This window comes from Streptomyces sp. NBC_00162 (genome assembly GCF_024611995.1).
Taxonomy (GTDB): Bacteria; Actinomycetota; Actinomycetes; order Streptomycetales; family Streptomycetaceae; genus Streptomyces.
On record NZ_CP102509.1, the window covers coordinates 837,755 to 853,649 of the forward strand.

The 15,895-nt window shown below is 69.6% G+C and carries 17 protein-coding genes and 1 pseudogene; 12 read left to right on the forward strand and 6 right to left on the reverse strand.

What is annotated here, in order from left to right; translation table 11 throughout:
- Positions 1 to 354: 354 nt before the first annotated feature.
- From JIW86_RS04585 to JIW86_RS04610, 6 genes are all read left to right on the forward strand, one after another.
- Positions 355 to 1,476, forward strand: coding sequence for a nucleotide disphospho-sugar-binding domain-containing protein (locus JIW86_RS04585; RefSeq protein WP_257552624.1), 1,122 nt, complete (start codon positions 355 to 357; stop codon positions 1,474 to 1,476).
- Positions 1,477 to 1,871: 395 nt separating this feature from the next.
- Positions 1,872 to 2,321 (forward strand): hypothetical protein, encoded by a 450-nt coding sequence (locus JIW86_RS04590; protein ID WP_257552625.1) that lies wholly within the window; start codon positions 1,872 to 1,874, stop codon positions 2,319 to 2,321.
- Positions 2,318 to 2,935 carry a hypothetical protein gene (locus JIW86_RS04595; protein WP_257552626.1) on the forward strand — a complete coding sequence of 206 codons (618 nt, stop codon included), beginning with the start codon at positions 2,318 to 2,320 and terminating at the stop codon, positions 2,933 to 2,935. Before JIW86_RS04590 ends, JIW86_RS04595 begins: the two co-directional genes overlap by 4 nt.
- Positions 2,936 to 2,956: 21 nt before the next feature.
- On the forward strand, positions 2,957 to 4,114 hold the full coding sequence (locus JIW86_RS04600; RefSeq protein WP_257552627.1) for a hypothetical protein: 1,158 nt from the start codon (positions 2,957 to 2,959) through the stop codon (positions 4,112 to 4,114).
- 87 nt (positions 4,115 to 4,201) lie between these two features.
- A complete protein-coding gene (locus tag JIW86_RS04605) occupies positions 4,202 to 4,486 on the forward strand; it encodes a DUF6400 family protein (protein WP_215149748.1) in 285 nt (94 codons plus the stop codon).
- Positions 4,473 to 4,730 carry a hypothetical protein gene (locus JIW86_RS04610; protein WP_215149749.1) on the forward strand — a complete coding sequence of 86 codons (258 nt, stop codon included), beginning with the start codon at positions 4,473 to 4,475 and terminating at the stop codon, positions 4,728 to 4,730. The genes JIW86_RS04605 and JIW86_RS04610 overlap by 14 nt, the downstream gene beginning before the upstream one ends.
- Positions 4,731 to 4,824: 94 nt before the next feature.
- Here the strand turns inward: JIW86_RS04610 and JIW86_RS04615 are convergent, their stop codons facing one another.
- The gene (locus JIW86_RS04615; protein WP_257552628.1) at positions 4,825 to 5,229 is read right to left on the reverse strand and encodes a transglycosylase SLT domain-containing protein; all 405 of its coding nucleotides are present in this window, start codon (positions 5,227 to 5,229) and stop codon (positions 4,825 to 4,827) included.
- Between the two features lie 495 nt (positions 5,230 to 5,724).
- On the opposite strand from JIW86_RS04615, the gene JIW86_RS04620 reads away from it, so the two are divergent.
- Positions 5,725 to 6,366, forward strand: a complete 642-nt coding sequence (locus JIW86_RS04620; RefSeq protein WP_257552629.1) for a hypothetical protein — start codon at positions 5,725 to 5,727, stop codon at positions 6,364 to 6,366.
- Positions 6,367 to 6,384: 18 nt separating this feature from the next.
- Here JIW86_RS04620 and JIW86_RS04625 read toward each other — a convergent pair.
- The 4 genes and pseudogenes from JIW86_RS04625 to JIW86_RS04640 form a co-directional block, all read right to left on the reverse strand.
- Positions 6,385 to 6,998: pseudogene (locus JIW86_RS04625) on the reverse strand (dihydrofolate reductase family protein).
- A gap of 137 nt (positions 6,999 to 7,135) precedes the next feature.
- Positions 7,136 to 7,735: a TIGR03086 family metal-binding protein gene (locus JIW86_RS04630; RefSeq protein WP_257552631.1), complete on the reverse strand. Its 600-nt coding sequence runs from the start codon at positions 7,733 to 7,735 to the stop codon at positions 7,136 to 7,138.
- A 139-nt stretch (positions 7,736 to 7,874) separates the two neighbouring features.
- Positions 7,875 to 9,845, reverse strand: coding sequence for an RNA polymerase sigma factor (locus JIW86_RS04635; protein WP_257552632.1), 1,971 nt, complete (start codon positions 9,843 to 9,845; stop codon positions 7,875 to 7,877).
- Between the two features lie 102 nt (positions 9,846 to 9,947).
- Positions 9,948 to 10,271 (reverse strand): YciI family protein, encoded by a 324-nt coding sequence (locus tag JIW86_RS04640; RefSeq protein ID WP_257552633.1) that lies wholly within the window; start codon positions 10,269 to 10,271, stop codon positions 9,948 to 9,950.
- A 152-nt stretch (positions 10,272 to 10,423) separates the two neighbouring features.
- Here JIW86_RS04640 and JIW86_RS04645 point away from each other — a divergent pair, with 152 nt between their 5' ends.
- The 3 genes from JIW86_RS04645 (at position 10,424) to JIW86_RS04655 (ending at position 13,594) form a co-directional block, all read left to right on the forward strand.
- Positions 10,424 to 11,113 (forward strand): DUF998 domain-containing protein, encoded by a 690-nt coding sequence (locus JIW86_RS04645; protein WP_257552634.1) that lies wholly within the window; start codon positions 10,424 to 10,426, stop codon positions 11,111 to 11,113.
- Positions 11,114 to 11,364: 251 nt separating this feature from the next.
- Entirely contained in the window at positions 11,365 to 12,570 is a 1,206-nt protein-coding gene (gene fabV, locus JIW86_RS04650) for an enoyl-[acyl-carrier-protein] reductase FabV (protein ID WP_257552635.1), read from the forward strand.
- 172 nt (positions 12,571 to 12,742) lie between these two features.
- Entirely contained in the window at positions 12,743 to 13,594 is an 852-nt protein-coding gene (locus tag JIW86_RS04655) for an aldo/keto reductase (RefSeq protein ID WP_257552636.1), read from the forward strand.
- Between the two features lie 88 nt (positions 13,595 to 13,682).
- On the opposite strand, the gene JIW86_RS04660 is transcribed toward JIW86_RS04655, so the two are convergent.
- Positions 13,683 to 13,880, reverse strand: a complete 198-nt coding sequence (locus JIW86_RS04660) for a hypothetical protein (RefSeq protein WP_251064192.1) — start codon at positions 13,878 to 13,880, stop codon at positions 13,683 to 13,685.
- A 202-nt stretch (positions 13,881 to 14,082) separates the two neighbouring features.
- Here JIW86_RS04660 and JIW86_RS04665 point away from each other — a divergent pair, with 202 nt between their 5' ends.
- Both JIW86_RS04665 and JIW86_RS04670 read left to right on the forward strand, forming a co-directional pair.
- The gene (locus tag JIW86_RS04665; RefSeq protein ID WP_257552637.1) at positions 14,083 to 14,358 is read left to right on the forward strand and encodes an isoamylase early set domain-containing protein; all 276 of its coding nucleotides are present in this window, start codon (positions 14,083 to 14,085) and stop codon (positions 14,356 to 14,358) included.
- A gap of 164 nt (positions 14,359 to 14,522) precedes the next feature.
- A complete protein-coding gene (locus JIW86_RS04670) occupies positions 14,523 to 15,869 on the forward strand; it encodes a serine hydrolase domain-containing protein (RefSeq protein ID WP_257552638.1) in 1,347 nt (448 codons plus the stop codon).
- The last annotated feature ends 26 nt before the right edge of the window (positions 15,870 to 15,895 follow it).

Consider the following 15,895-nt stretch of genomic DNA (forward strand, 5'->3'; position numbering starts at 1 on the left):
TACGTTCGTTCGTCCGGGTTCGCTCCGGGACGCCACAGATGCGAATGTTCGCGGGGCACCGGCCGGCCCGGGGACCGTTCACGGGGTCAAGCCCGCCGTGGGGCTCCGGAGGGGCCGATGCGATCACCAGCCGTGCATCCGCGTCGGTGATCCCCTGGCGGTTCGCCGACAACCGATGGTTACCGGCCCGGTCCCGACCGGCTCGGCCCCCGCCCGGAAAGGGCCCTCGCAGAACGTCCGGTTATCGACCCCCCAGGGGGAACACAGCGCGCCTTCCCGTCAGTTCACCGGAGGGAACCGGGGCGAGCCAGCACGTCTCGTCCTCGACCGGCAGAACAACGGCAAGGAGAACCCGTGCGCATACTCTTCACCGGACCGGCCGCGGCCGGCCACCTCTTCCCGATGATCCCGACCGCGCAGGCCCTGCGCGCTGCCGGCCACGAGGTGCTGTTCGCGGGCTCGCAGCCCCTGAACCAGCTCCGCGAGGCCGGTTTCCCGATCGTCGAGATAGGCGACGGCCGCAGCATCCGGGACGTGTTCGAGCAGTCCACGGGCGAGGAGGTGCGCTACGTCGCCCCCGACATGACCCCGGACGAGATCCTCGACAGGGCGGCCCACGGCTTCGCGCTCGTTTCCCGCTCCACCGTGGACGGTCTGCTGGAGGCCGCCGACAGCTGGCGCGCCGACCTGCTGGTCTACGACTCCTTCCAGGCCTCCGCCCCGCTGGTCGCGGCCAAGCTCAAGATCCCGTCGGTGATCCAGAATTTCGGCGTCACCTCCGGCCTTGACATGGCCGGCCGGCTCGCAGCCAACTTCACCGAGGCGTACGAGACATACGGGGTGGCCGGCCCCGCCGAGCCCACCGCGCTGAACATCGTCCCCGCCTCGCTCGGCGGCGACCCGGGCGGCCTGCGGATGCGCTACCTCCCCTACAACGGCGGCGGCACCGTCCCCGCCGAGCTGCTCCGCCGCGGGACCCGCCCGCGCGTCGCCATCACACTGGGCACCGTGCTCACCGAGCTGGACGGCGTCCGCGCCATCGTCCGTCTGATCGAAGCCGCCGCCTCGGTGGACGCCGAGTTCCTGCTCGCCGTCGGCGACGCCGACCTCACCCCGCTCGGCACCCTCCCGGACAACGTCCGCCCACTGCCCTGGATCCCGCTCGCGGAGCTGCTGACCGCCTCCGACGCGCTGATCCACCACGGCGGCTCCGGCACCCTGCTCACCGCCCTGCAGGCCGGCCTGCCCCAGCTCCTGCTCCCCCAGGGCGCCGACCACTTCACCAACGCCGACGCCCTCACCAAAACCGGCGCCGCCCTGCGCTCCGCCTCCGACGACGTCGACGCCACACTCCTCACCCGCCTCACCGTCGACCCGGCCCTGCGCGAGGCCGCCGCCCGTCTCCGGGCAGAGAACGCCGCCCTGCCGACCCCGGCCGAAACGGTCCCTGCCCTGGAGGCCCTGGCCGCCTCCTAGGGGTTCGGGCACCACGGCGGCGCTCCACGGGACCCACAGGAGCTGCCGCCGTGGTGCCGTATGTCGATCGAACGTACGGCCGAGGCCAAATCGAGCCTGATGGGGCCGGCCCGACAGTGCCGGCAGCCACGGGACCGCAGTTCCGGACACCACCCGCGCCCGGCTCCCTGCCGGCAGCCGCGACGGTGCGCCCGTGGATCTTGGCCCCAAAGATCAAGGAACGGCGCCCCCGGGGGACACCCGTCAGATCCGGGAACGCCGCCGCCCTCATGTGATCAAACGCCTGGTCAGCGGCATCTGTCCGGTTCTCACCAAGTGGCGAGTTCGGCCCGATGATCTTCCGCCGTCGGATGCGTAGCGTCACCGGTCTGCGACGCAGGGAGGGTCTGAAGAGCATGGGAAACAGCAGTGCAAGGAACGATGTGGGAACGGCCTACATCAACGACGTATTCATGCGCCATCCGCTGACCACGCGGAATCAAGAGGAACTCGAAATCGCCGCCAGGGCCGCCGGCATCCTGCAGCGGAACCAACTGCGGAACGTACTCAAGCGGCCCCCTCAGGGAGGGGGTGAGCCGGTCGCCCCGATCGGGTTCTCCCTGAACAAGGTGCGCTACGGCGGCTTCCCGCCGGAAGAGAAGACGGCGCACGAACGCGGCTGGCGCGCCTTCATGAACGTCGGCGTACCGGTCGTCGAAGAACGCAGCGACATCCAGCAGCCCCCTCCCGACATGATCTCCAAGCAGACGTACGTCAATGGCACGGACCCGATCAAAATCACTGTGACGGACACGGTCGAATTCTCGATTTCGAACACGATCAGCTGGTCGCTCCAAGGGAGGTGAAGCTCACCTTCGGGGCGAAGTCCATCGCATCGCTCCAGCAGCAGCTCCAGAAGAGCATGGAGATGAAGCAGTACCAGAAGACCACCCTGCTCAACAGCAAGGACAACCAGGGCGTCAACACGGAGTCCCAGACCGAGGCGACGAGCAACACCACGTCCACGAGTTCCGTCACCGGCACCGGGGAGTTGTGGGGAGAGCTCCTCCTCGGGATCACCGGTTCCGTCAGTGGTTCGCTGACCACCGAATGGAAGCACCAGTCGTCGGTCAGTTTCGAAATCATGAGCCGGGCTGACGTCATGGCCACGACGCGGCGCCAGATCCGCCAGTTCGACTATGAATTCCCCGTCACCTTCGGCGGCTGGGTCGCCTTGTACTATCCCGAGCCGGTCGCGGTCAAGGAGACTCCGCCGCAGGCCGCCGACCCGAAGTTCTCCCGGGTCATCGCGTGGAAACTCGGCGAGGCCTCCTTCGATTCCAGCCATTTCGACCTGGCCGACGAAGGAAAGCGGTCCATGCAGAAGGGGACGGCCGAAATCGTCGCCGTCCGTACCGGAGAACACCGGGTTTTCCAGCCTGAAGTACTCGACTACCAGAACCAGAAGCAGCCCCTCTAGAAGGGGTCAGGAGGAAAGCCCATGTCCTTCAAGAACATCTTCGACAACGGCGGGGACGAAGCAGGTTCCGCCGAAAAGTCCGCTCAGGCGCTCAACAAGGACACTCCGGGAGCAGGTGACGTCTCGGAGGCCGTGCGCAAGCTGGAGAGCGAGCGCGACCCGTGGCTCGTGCGCCAGACCGCGCACGGGGCGTTCGACGTCATGGGTTTCCTGGGCCCGCTCTTCCAGAGCGCCCAGGGCGTGGCCGCCGCGCAGCGCCAGGCCTCCGAAAACCCCGGTTCGGTATCCGGCATGGCCTCTGCGACCAACAAGGCGTTCGGACCGCCGAAGGTGAGCATCGGCGACGAAGACATGCCGAAGCTCGAAGACCTCTCCAAGCTCATCGCCAACAGGCGGAGCTACGCCCTCATCGCGACGAGTCTGGGGACGTCCGAAGGCGTGGCGGTCGACCCGTCGCTGAACACGGCGTACGTCGCCGACCGGGGCGGCGTGAAGCTGTCCGCGGTGAAGGTCGACACCGGCGCCCAGCGCACGGCAGCGAGCGCCTTGGGTGACATCGGCGAGGTGCAGTTGGGCGGCCAGGGCACGGCCTACTCCACCGACTACGGCGGTGCGCGCCTGCTCGAGGTGAACCTGGCCGACGGCTCGTCCCGCAAGATCGCCGACGTGGCGGGCGCGTACGGCGTCGCACTCGACGCAGCGGGCACGGCCTACGTCGCCAGCTGGCTCGACGGGCAGCTGATCGCCGTCGACCTGCCGGGCGGACAGAAGCGCACGATCGTCACCGGCCTGGGGCAGGGCATCGGCGGAGTGGCGCTGGACGGGCGGGGCAAGGCGTACATCGGCCGGAAGGACGGCGGCGGCCACCTGTACGAGGTCGACCTGGCCGCCCGTACCCACCGCGTCGTGACCACCCTTTCCGGGGCGAGCACCATCCGCGTGGCCCTCGACGGCGCCGGCCGGGCGTACACCATCGACCACGTGAACGGGCGCCTGTACGAGATCACTCTCGCGGACGGCGCGCAGCGCGTGGTGGCCAGCGGCCTGGGGACGTGCGAGGGCCTCGCGCTGGACACCGTCAACGGCTGGATCTACGTCAGCAACCGTGACGGCCAGCTGTGGCAGATCAACCAGCGTGCCACCCAGGCGCTGGGCGGCGTCGGCAAGGTCGTGCCCTAGTGCTGGAATCCTCGGGGGGTGGCCTGGGCTGTGACTCCGCCCACCCTCCCTTGACCAGGGAAAGAAGGGTTACCTAAGTTCGGTGCCATGGCACCCCACGACCCCATCCCTTCCCCGGACGAGCCCGACGCCTCCGGTGCGTCCGCGCTGGTCGACTTCGAGGTGGACCTCACGTCTCAGGAGGTGCTCCGGCGCGCCCAGGTGATGGAAGCCCTCGGCCCGGACTGGGATCCGGTCGAGGTGCTGCTCGGCGAGGAGGCCGCGTACGACCTCCTGTACTCCGGACTCGACGCGGAGCAGCAGCGCCTCTACGACAACCTGGTCGCGGCCGGTGTGCTGCCCGCGAGGGGAGACGGCCGTGCTGCCGCTTGACCCGCAGGCCGACCTCGGGCGCCGCGCCTGGGTGGCCTGCCCGAATTGCGACGACGCCCAGGGCTGCGAGCCCTGCGAGCAGCGCCGGACCTGCTCCACCCACTGGCGCTACCTGCTCACCAACACCGGCAGCCTGCTCCACCTGCAGTGCCCCGCGTGTACCCACGTCTGGGTCCACGAGAGCGGTTTCGGTGCCACCCGCTCCGTGTGGGACCGCATCGTCGGCGCTCTGCCCCGCTTCTGAACCTGAACGCGCGCGGGCCCCCGCTCCAGCCGGTGATCCGGCGGACGGGGGCCTGCGCGCGTCTGCTGTGTGGGTCTGCTCTGCCGCTGGTGGCTTAGTACCAGTGGTTGGCGGACCAGAAGTTCCAGGCGTCGACGGGGCTGCCGTAGCGCTCGTTCATGTAGTCCAGGCCCCACTTGATCTGGGTGGCCGGGTTGGTCTTCCAGTCCGAGCCCGCCGAGGCCATCTTCGAGGCCGGCAGGGCCTGGACCAGGCCGTACGCACCAGAGGAGGAGTTCGTGGCGGTGTAGTCCCAGCCGCTCTCGTGCGAGATGATCTTGTCGAAGGCGGCGAACTGGGCCGGGTCCTTGATCATCTGCTGGGCGATCGCCTTGGCACTCGACGGGGCGGCCTGCGCGGGAACCGCGGCCAGCATGGAACCGGCGACGCCCAGGGCGAGGACGGTACCCGCGAGGGTCTTCTTGGAAGCGGCGATGCGGCGGATGACAGCGTTGGACACGGATTGACCTTCCGAAGGGAACAAGGACGGTCGCGGCACGCCGAAGCATGCGTGAGCCACTCACGCGGAGGAGAGGGGTTCGTCGGCGGCGGGTGAACAACCCCTGCCGCCCTGCGACTCATCCAGTTCTACAGACCCCCCGGGGCCCTCGCAATGACCCCTCCTACTAGGAGCCCTCGCAGTCAGGGACCGACGCCCCTCCGGCGGACCCGGAGGGATCCGTGCAGGTGGGAGCCGGTACCAGGCAGCGGGATCGGGCATTGGGAAGCTACTAGCCCGGTTCGTACGTGACGTGGGTCCTATGGGGCGAGTCACCTCCAGGGCCCCTGAATCTCACCGAGTGTCATCGCTCGTACCCGACTGCAGGAACGGGGTGGCAGACGGGGCGGCTCCCCCATCCGGGCGCCATCCGAACCCGTCCGGCATGGCGCCGGGGCCCGCGGCGACCCGCGGCGGATGCTGATGCCGATGCCTCCAACCCTGCAGGAGGGGCCCGTGAACGACCCCAGCCCTCGAGGAACCCGCAGGCCTGCATCCACCGGGGAGCGCGATGGCGCCGCCGGTCAGGCCGGGGTCATCGGCATTGGACTCGCCGCTGTACTGACGTTCGCACTCGCCCAGGGTTCCTGGCAGTGGTTCGCCACGTTCATCGGGGTGACGCTTTTCGCGGTGATCTTCGCCTTTCAGGTGCGGCCGGCATGGACGCCCGGCTTCCGATCGGCATACATGCGCGCTCTGGTCGCGTATTCGCTGGTCGTCGGCCTGTGCGTAGCGATCGCGCTGGCCCCCATGCTGCAGCGCTGGTCTTGGCTGTTTCCGATGCCGGGCACGCGCAGCGGGTGCGATGGGCAGGGCAGGTACGAGGTCATCCGGACGAGGGCAGCGGTGGCGGATCTGGCTGGTAGCGACAGCGCTGCACTCGCGTACGCGCAAGAGGCCCAGAGGCGTAAAGCCGTCGCCGACTGTCTGGCAGCCACGACGACTCTGTGGCTGCCCTTGTACGGGGCCGGGGCAGCCGTGCTGGTGGGTGCGGGTGCGTGGTCGCGCGACCGGAGTCGGGCGAGGAAGGGTTCGCAGCCGAGCTCTGCCTTGCCGGGGCCGGTAGCCGCGGGAGGGCGACAGGACTGCACGAAGTAGCTGCCGGGAGATCGCCCGTCATTTCACGAAGCGGTACTTCAGGTGGGTGGCGAGGGGGTGCCGACCACACTGACCGGCTCGAGGTCCTGCCGCCCGGCGCCCGGTCCCTCGAAGAGCCGCAGCCCCGCTCCGAGGAGCGCGGGCACGACGTGCAGCTGTAGCTCGTCGATGAGCCCCTCCCTCAGGTACTGCTGCACCGTGCTCGCTCCGCCCGCGATGTCGACGTTCCTTCCCCCGGCGGCGGCCTTCGCCTGGTCGAGGGCGCTGTGGATGCCGTCGGTGACGAAAGTGAACGTGGTGCCGCCCTCCTTTGCCAGGGACGGCCGGGGGCGGTGGGTGAGCACGTAGACCGGGCACCGGAACGGCGGGTTGTCGCCCCAGAACTCCTCGCCCGTGTCGTACATCATCCGGCCCATGACCACTGCTCCGGTGGCGTCGAACCACTCGCGCATCAGCTCGGAGTCGCGGTTCTCCTCCCCGCCGGTCATGCCCTGCCGCTCCCGCCAGCTCGCCAGGTTGTGGATCCACTCGAAGAGCGGCTCGGCGCCGTCGCCTCCCGGGTTGTCGATGGCCACGTCGGTGCCGGCGATGTAGCCGTCGAGGGAAATCGCCAAATCCGCGGTAACGGTCACGATGGGGTCCTCCTGGAGTGCTGGGATGTACTGCCTTCACTCCCACGTCGATCGGGGACCGGTGTATTCGACATGCCCAGCGACATGCGGCGGTCTCCGCCCGGGGTCCGGTCCAGATGGACCGCCGGTGGCCTACGTCACGGGGATGTCGGAGGTGTCCAGCCCGGTTCGCGCCCGCTCAGCCCTACCGCCCGGTCCAGCAGCGGGGCGTCGTCCGGTACGGGCACGACAGCGCCGAAGATGCCCCCGCGGTCCTCGTCCTCGGCGGCCGCCAGGAGGAACGTATGCGAGGCGCGCAGCGCGGCCTGATCGGGTGCGTAGTCCTGGCCGGTGGCCCGGGCCAGGTCCCAGCCGTGGATCACCAGTTCGTCGACAGCCACCGCACCCGCGATTTCGCCGGGCAGGTCCACGCCGCCCGCGCGGGTCATGCCGGTCCAGGCGGCCGGGTCCCTCCAGGCCTCGGCCAGTTCACCGAGGACCCGGGGCAGTTCCTCGCGCCAGCCGGCGGGGAGGGAGGGCACGGCTGTGTCGGGGGCCGTGTCCGTCGTGGGGCCCAGGTTCTTGCGGGCGGCGTCACGGAAAGCCACGGCGAGGCCTGCGAGGTGGCCCAGCAGATTGCCGACCGCGTACTCGGGGCAGGGTGTCGGGTCGGCGAGCCGGCCGTCCGATACGCCCGCCGCGAGACGGGCCACGATCTGGGCTTGTGGTCCGAGGTCGAGAGTCGTCGTATCGGTCATCTGCCGCTCCTTCCAGGCGATGTGTCTGAAGGGTAGACCGGCGGCGGAGCCCGTACTCATCGCAACACGGGCAGGAGATTCACCCAGGCGGACCGGCTCTGCCAGTGCCCGGACGAGATCACCTGCTACGGCCGGCCGGCTACGGGGCCGGGGACGGTCCGGGGTGGGGTTTGAGCTGGCGGAGGGTGTAGCCGTTGGTTGTCAGGTCGAGGGGCTTGGTGGTCTCTTTGAAGAGGTACTCGGCCCGCTCGTAGGACAGTCGGCGGCGGCCCGTGTCCGGGCAGAGATCGGCAGGTCCGGGTGTCCGGGCGGGTCCGGGTCGCCGGTCGGAGAGGAACACCGGCCCCCGGGTCCGGCCGGCCAGCAGCTCGGGCAGGAGCCGGGCGGTCCCGGAGCGCCAGGTCACCCACGTGTGGCCCGTGCGGGCCCGGCGGTCGTCCAGGTCCAGGTCCTCGACGTTCAGCGACAGGACGGCCTTCACCCCGGCCTCCGACTCGTGCAGGAGCCGCCACAGCGTCTGTTCGCGCAGCGGCAGGTCCGGGCGGCTCCAGAGCGCCTCGAGCTGCACGGAGCCCAGCGCCTGCGTCCGGGAGCGGGTCTCGGCACGACGGTCCAGACCGGCCGCGAGGTCGCTCAGGGACGCCCACGCACAGAAGGACCGGACGGCCGAGCGGTGCCGGTTCCAGGTCGCGGCCGCTGCCTCGCCCCAGGCGGTCGCAAACACCCGCGCCACCTGGTCGGCCGTCAGCGAGGCCGGCGGCAGCTGGCCGCCGAGGGCCAGGCACAGGCGCCGGAGGGTCTGTCCGTACGAGCGGACCGTGGCCGCGTCCAGATCGTCGCGGCTCAGGAAGTCGTGGGCGGCCTGACCGAGCGTGGGACCGGGCGGGCCGGTGACCGTGATCTCGTCCGCGCGTCGGTGCAGAAAGGCGCGCTCGGCGGCGTTCCTCGTGAGGGACGCCGCCCGATGGAACTCCACCCGCGCTTCTTCGTGCCGGTCCAGGCGGGCCAGCAGGTCGCCCCTGACGCTGGGGAGGAGGTGGTAGTCGCGCAGTGCGGGATCGGTGGTCAGGGAGTCGACCAGGTCGAGGCCCTCCTGCGGCCCGTACGCAAACCCGAGCGCCACCGCCCGGTTGAGCTGGACGATCGGTGTCGGCAGCAGCCGCGCCAACGCCCCGTACAGGGCTGCGATCTGGGACCAGTCGGTGTCCTCGGCGGTACGCGCCTGCGCATGGCACACGGCGATGGCCGCTTGCAGCAGGTACGGGCCGGGCGTGCCGCCGGCTTCCCGTGCCCGCAGCATCGCGGTGAAGCCGCGGCTGATGAGCAACTGGTCCCAGCGTCCCCTGTTCTGCTCGTGCAGCTGGACCGGCTCGCCCGACGGGCCGGTGCGCGCGGCCGAGCGGGAGGCCTGGATCTCCATCAGTGCGACCAGTGCGTGCACCTCGGCTTCCTGAGGTGCCAGCTCGGCCAGCAGCCGGCCCAGCCGCAGTGCTTCGAGGCAGAGCCCGGGCCGCATCAGGTCGTCGCCGGAGGTCGCCGAGTAACCCTCGTTGAAGATCAGGTAGATGACCTCCAGCACTGACGAGAGGCGCTCGGCCAGTTCCGGGCCCTCCGGCAGGTCGAACGGCACGCGCTCCTCGGCCAACGTCCGCTTGGCTCCGGCGATGCGCTGGGTGATCACCGTCCCGGTGACGAGGAAGGCCCGCGCGATCTCCTCGGCCGTAAGACCGCCGAGCAGCCGGAGCGTCAGTGCTGCTCGGGCCCCGGTCGGCAGTACGGGGTGGCAGGAGATGAGCATCAGCCGCAGGACGTCGTCCTGTTCGGGGTCCTGCTGCTGTTCCAGCTCGTGGGCGAGCTGCTCCTGCTTGTGCGTCAGCCGCTGGGAGCGCCGGATGTGGTCGACGGCCCGCCGCTTGGCGGTGGTCGTCAGCCAGGCGCCGGGGTTGTCCGGGACGCCCGTGCCGGGCCACTGCTCGAGCGCGGCGACGAGCGCGTCCTGGGCCAGCTCCTCGGCGAGGCCGACGTCGCGCACCATCCGCGTGAGCGCTGCGATGATTTTGGCCGACTCGAGCTTCCAGACCGCGTCTATCGTGCGATGGGTATCCAGCACAGGGACGATCACAGCACTTGCCCCGACTCGCTCGCAAGCCGGGGCAAGTGCTCTTCGCGGTTCAAGGTTCAGGGTTTGGGGTTCAGGGTTCGTACTGCTGACTCACGGACCAAAAACCTGCTGAACCACGCTCTCGCCGTCACCAACGATCCTGCGGAAGCGGCGGGCCAGCTCGATCGCCTCCTCCTTGGAGCGGACCTCGATCAGCGCGAAGCCGGCCACGGCCTCCTTGGCCTCGGCGAACGGCCCGTCCGTCACCGTGATTTCGTCGCCGGCCGAGGTCACCAGGACGCCGACCGGCTCCAGACCACCCGTGGCCAGCAGAACACCGGCCGCCGTCAGCTCCTCGATGAACTTGCCCATTTCGACGTACAACTTCTCGTCGGGCGCGGTGTCGGAAGGCCTGGTCGTCATCAGGTAGCGCATGGGGTTGCCTCTTCTCGTCGTGCAGTGCTTCTGCCTTGCCTACACGTCGAACAAGGACATGTGACAGGGAACGCAGCCGTTCCCTGTCACATTGCCGGATCGACGTGCAGGCAAGAACCGAACACGACGAACGAACCCGAGAGGCACACACCATGACCACCCGGACCCCCACCAGCGCGGCTATCGCCGCTTCCCCCGCCGCGACCGGAACCCCGGCCCGGTCCGCCACCCGCTCCCTGCTCACCTGCGTGGTCGTAGCGTCACCGCTGTGGGCGGTCGTCTCCCTGACCCAGGCCGCCGGCCGCGACGGCTTCGACATCACCCGCCACCCCCTGAGCGCGCTGAGCAACGGCTCCCTCGGCTGGCTCCAGATCGCCAACTTCCTGGTCGCCGGAGCCCTGCTCGCCATCGGGGCGACCGGTCTGCGCAGGGCTCTGCACGGCACCCCGGGGAGCACCTGGGCACCCCGACTTGTACGGATCAGCGGCATCGGCATGATGGCCGCGGGACTGTTCGTCATGGACCCGGTCGACGGCTTCCCCGCAGGCACCCCCGCCGGGGAAGCCGCCGCACTCACCTGGCGCAGCTACGCCCACTTCGGCGCCGGATCGATCACCTTCACCTCGCTGATTGCCGCCTGCTACGTCCTGGGCCGTCACTTCAGCCGCATCGGTCACCGCGGTTACGCCATCGCCTCCCGCGTGGCCGGCACCACCCTCCTGATCGGCAACGGCTGGGCGATGGGCGGCGGTAAGGCCGGCACCCTGACCCTGGCCGTCGGTGCCATCACCGCGATGCTCTCGATCTCCGTGATCGCCAACCGGTACCGTCGCATCCACTGAGCCCACCCATCAGGCTCCGGCGGTGTGGCATGACCGAATAGGACACCGACAAGATTCTGCGGTCGCTTCTGGCGAAGATCACCATCACCGGTTGGGCCACGCTCACCGAGGATGTGAGCAGGGCCCATCCGGCGCGACCGGGGCATGGACAGCCTCGCCTGGCCAGTTGGAAACCCCGACGACATCCGCCGCTTCGTGGAACCGCTCACTCCGCGGCGACCACGATCCCCCGCACCCGAAGGACCCCACGAGTGAGCCTCCGCGAGATCAAGCCCGCCAACCGCGGCTACCTCTACGTCAACAGCCATCCGACCGGCTGCAAAGCGGTGGTCGACCGCATGTGGCAGCGGACACCGGACCCTGTCGGCGACCGGCCCGGCCCGGTCGCCCTCGTCATCGGCTCCAGCGCCGGCTACGGACTGGCCGCGACCCTGGTCGGCCTTCGCGCCCACCGGATGCGCGGACTCGGCATCGCCTTCGAGGCCGCCGCGACCGAGCGCCGCACCGCCAGCGCGGGCTGGTACCGCACCGCGCGGACCGCCGAACTCGCCGCCGAGGCCGGGGCTGACTTCACCTTCCTCAACGGCGACGCCTTCTCCGACGGCGTCAAGGACGAGGCCGCCGACCAACTCGCCGCCCGCTTCGGCAAGATCGACCTGCTCATCTACAGCATCGCGGCCCCGCGTCGCACGGACCCGCTGACCGGCGAGGTCCACCACTCCGTCATCAAGCCGCTCGGCACCGACTACCGGGCCAAGACCCTCGTGTTCGAGGACGGCGTCCCGCAGATCGGCGAGTTGCACCTGCGGGCCGCGGACGAGGCCGAGCGCGACGCGACCGTGCAGGTCATGGGCGGCGCCGACTGGCAGATGTGGATCGAGGCCCTGCAGTCCAAAGACCTGCTCGCCGACGGCTTCCAGACCGTCGCCCTCTCGTACGTCGGATCCGACATCACCGCCCCCATCTACCGGGCCGGTACCATCGGCGCCGCCAAGCAGCACCTGGAAGACACCGCCCGCGCCATCAACACCCAGCTCAAGGGCACAGGCCACGCCTACACCGTCGTCGCGGGCGCGGCCGTCACCCAGGCCTCCACCGCCATCCCGAGCATCGCGCTCTACACCAGCATCCTGCACCGCATTACCGGTGACAGCTGGCAGTCCACCGTCGACCAGGCAGCGGCCCTGTGGAACCGGCTCGGCGGTGACGCCGAACCCGGCCTGGACGACCAAGACCGCATCCGGCTGGACGACTGGGAGATGAATCCCGGGGTTCAGGCTGCCGTCCGCGCCACGTGGGACCAGGTCGACGCCGACACCATTGCCACCAGCGCGGACACTGATTGGTTCCGCGACCAGGTCGGCCAGCTCTACGGCTGGGACGTTCCCGGCGTCGACTACGAGGTCGCAGCCGAGACCACCGTCCCGTGGCCCGCTTCCCCGTCGTCCGACGCCTGACCCGAAGAGCTGAGGAGCTCGTCCGCCGGGCGGGGCACACAGGCAGGGCCTCGTCCTCGTTGAAGATGGGAACCACGATCGGAGGTTCGCGCGCGAGAGCTCTGTGTCCTAGGGGGTTGGAGTTCGACCAGGCCGCGACCGAACCCCAGCACTTCTATCGAACGGAAGAACGATGCAGCAGGTCACCCTCAACAGCGGCGTCCAGATGCCCATCCTCGGATTCGGCGTCTACCAGATCCCGCCGGAGCAGACCGAACAGGCCGTCACCGACGCCCTCGCCGCCGGCTACCGCCTCCTCGACACGGCCGCCGCTTACGGCAACGAGCAAGCCGTCGGCCGCGCGATCAAGAACAGCGGCATCCCGCGCGAGGATCTGTTCGTCACCACCAAGCTCTGGGTACAGGACGCCCCCGCCCAGGACAACGCCAAGCGCGCCTTCGAGGCCTCGCTGGCCAAGCTCGGCCTGGACTACCTCGACCTGTACCTGATCCACCAGCCGTTCGGCGATGTGTACGGCCAGTGGCGCGCCATGGAGGAGGTGTACCGCGAGGGCCGGGCCAAGGCGATCGGCGTCGCCAACTTCTACCCGGACCGGCTCGTGGACCTCATCATCAACAACGAGGTCACTCCCGCGGTCAATCAGATCGAGACCCACCCGTTCTTCCAGCGCACGGCCGACCAGGTGCTCATGCGCGGGCACGGGGTGCAGATCCAGTCCTGGGGCGGGTTCGCCGAGGGCAAGAACGGCCTGTTCACCAACCAGCTGCTGAGCCAGATCGGCGAGAAGCACGGCAAGTCCGTCGCCCAGGTCGTACTGCGCTGGCTTACCCAGCGCGGCGTCGTCGCGATCCCCAAGTCGGTCCGCGCCGAGCGCATGGCGGAGAACATCGACATCTTCGACTTCGAACTCACCGACGGGCAGATGGCTGCCATCTCCACCCTCGACACCGGGTCGTCACTCTTCTTCGACCACCGCGACCCGCAGATGGTCGACCGGCTCGCCAAGCACCGCGTGGACGCCTGACCCCTGGGCGTGCACCGGCATGACAGAGCCCGGCCGGGTGACTACGGGCCCGGCCGGGCTCTGCGTACGTGGACGAGCGGTGCCCTGGTCAGAGCCCCTCGTCGTGCAGGTCCTCTTCTCGCAGCAGGTCGTCCTCGCGGCGGCGCGAGGTCTCCTTCTGCCCCTGCTTCTCTCCCTGCTCCCGGCCCTTGCCCGGCTGGGGGCGCGCGGGGTCTCCAGGGCGGTGGTGTTCCTGCTGCTCACGACCCTTGCCCTGCTCCTGGCGCTTGTCCTGCCTACCGCCCATGACGGCGACTCCTTTGACGCGGGGTACAGATTTCCTCGCCCTCACGCTCACACGAACAGTCACAAACTGCACCATTTCGGCTATGAACCGTGGCGCAAGAGTGAAGTCCGCTCCCGGGGTGGCTGCGTCGCATGCCCGTTCCGCGGCTCATGCGAAGGATGGGCGCCATCCACCCGACTTCCGCCGTCAGGAGCCCACTCTCATGCTGGAGCGCAAGCCGCGCAAGAACCGCACCGAGGTCACCTTCGTCCTGCCCGCCGACGCCCCGCCCGGACCGGTCAGCGTGGTGGGCGATTTCAACGACTGGCAGCCCGGCGCCCACACCCTGGTGCCCCGCCCTGATGGCACCCGTGCGGTCACGGTCACGCTGCCCGGCAAGACCGAGCACTCCTTCCGCTACCTGGCGACCGGCGACCACTGGTTCGATGACGAACACGCCGACAGCCACGACGGCACCAATGGCCGCCTCCACACCTGACCACCCGGCGACATCCGCCCGCCCCACCCTGGCCGGCCTGTCGGCCAGGTGGGCGGTCGGCCCCTTGGCCGCCGCGCGCCACCGGGGGTCGGTAGATGCTAAATTTGGATCGGTTGTCCTGTTTTCTTTCCGACCTCCTCGGCCCTGCCGCACCACCCCCGACCGTGCGGTACCGGACCGCCGAGCACGAGGGCTGTGACGCCGACATGTGGAATTCCCGAGCCGCCTCCCGTCGCACGCTTCTGCTGACGCCGTGCGCGGCCCTGCTGGTCGCGGGGTTCGCACTGCCCCCAGGAAGCGCGCCCCCGGTCCAGCCCGGCGCACAGACCGCACCCACGGCTACCGTCAGCGCACCCGACCCCAGCGCGTCGGCGCTCAAGCGCATTGATCCGGCCGCGCTCCAGTCCGCCGTGGAACGTGCGGCGAAGGATCTCATGGTTCCCGGCGCCGTGGTCCTGCTCCGCACCCCGCAGGGAACCTTCCGGGCGACCGTCGGCACGACGGAGCTGGGCACCGCCGAACCGCCCACCGCGCGCGACCACTTCCGGATCGCCTCCAACACCAAGACCATGACGTCGGCCCTGATCCTCCTCCTCGCGCAGGAAGGCAAGATCCGGCTGGACGACCCCGTGTCCGACTACGTCCCCGGGGTGCCGAACGGCGAGAACATCACCATCGCCCAGCTGCTGAAGATGCGCAGCGGGCTCTACAACTTCACCGACGCACCCGAACTCGCAGAGTCCATGGACGCCGAGCCGGGCAAGGCCCGGACACCGCAGGAGATGCTGGCCATCGCCTTCAAGCGCCCGCCGAACTTCAAGCCCGACGCGTCCTACGAGTACAACAACACCAACTACGTGCTACTGGGCCTCGTCGCCGAGAAGGCCGGCGGCCGGCCGCTGGCCCGGCAGTTCCAGGACAGGCTGTACGGCCCGCTGGGCCTGAGCGGTTCGTCCTTGCCCGGCCTCCGCGACACCTCCCTCCCCACGCCGTACTCACACGGCTACATGTACGGCGGATCGGCCTACGCGCTGGTGGACGAGCCCTACCCGGCCGACATGCAGGCGCAGATGCGGTCCGGGAAGCTCAAGCCGGTGGACTACACCCACCAGAACTCGTCCTACTCGGCCGGCGCCGGCGCCGCCATCTCCACCGCGGACGACATGGCCACCTGGATCCGCTCCCTGACGACGGGCAAGGTGCTGGACCCCGCGTTCCAGAAGCAGTGGCTGGACAGCCCGCAGGCCGAGGACCCGGACGCGCCCGAGGGACAGAAGTACGGGTACGGCATCGCCTACCAGCGCTTCGGCCCGAAGGCCGCGATGTACTACCACGGTGGCGAGTTGCCGGGCTTCAATTCCTTCATCGGCCACGACCCCGACAACGACGTCACGCTCATCATCTGGACGAACCTGACGCTGTCGCCGGACGGCCGGACCACGGCCCAGGCCATGCTGCCCACCGTCCTCAACCAGATCTACGCCGGCCTCTCCCTCCCCGGCGCCTACTGAGCCGCAGAACAGGGCTGCTGCCCGCG

Excerpts from the sequence above, each read along its gene's own strand:
- JIW86_RS04590 (WP_257552625.1), top strand. The coding sequence starts at position 1,872 with ATGGGAAACAGCAGTGCAAGGAACGATGTGGGAACGGCCTACATCAAC.
- JIW86_RS04600 (WP_257552627.1), top strand. The coding sequence starts at position 2,957 with ATGTCCTTCAAGAACATCTTCGACAACGGCGGGGACGAAGCAGGTTCC.
- JIW86_RS04605 (WP_215149748.1), top strand. The coding sequence starts at position 4,202 with ATGGCACCCCACGACCCCATCCCTTCCCCGGACGAGCCCGACGCCTCC.
- JIW86_RS04630 (WP_257552631.1), bottom strand. The coding sequence starts at position 7,735 with ATGACCGATACGACGACTCTCGACCTCGGACCACAAGCCCAGATCGTG.
- JIW86_RS04640 (WP_257552633.1), bottom strand. The coding sequence starts at position 10,271 with ATGCGCTACCTGATGACGACCAGGCCTTCCGACACCGCGCCCGACGAG.
- JIW86_RS04645 (WP_257552634.1), top strand. The coding sequence starts at position 10,424 with ATGACCACCCGGACCCCCACCAGCGCGGCTATCGCCGCTTCCCCCGCC.
- JIW86_RS04655 (WP_257552636.1), top strand. The coding sequence starts at position 12,743 with ATGCAGCAGGTCACCCTCAACAGCGGCGTCCAGATGCCCATCCTCGGA.
- JIW86_RS04660 (WP_251064192.1), bottom strand. The coding sequence starts at position 13,880 with ATGGGCGGTAGGCAGGACAAGCGCCAGGAGCAGGGCAAGGGTCGTGAG.
- JIW86_RS04665 (WP_257552637.1), top strand. The coding sequence starts at position 14,083 with ATGCTGGAGCGCAAGCCGCGCAAGAACCGCACCGAGGTCACCTTCGTC.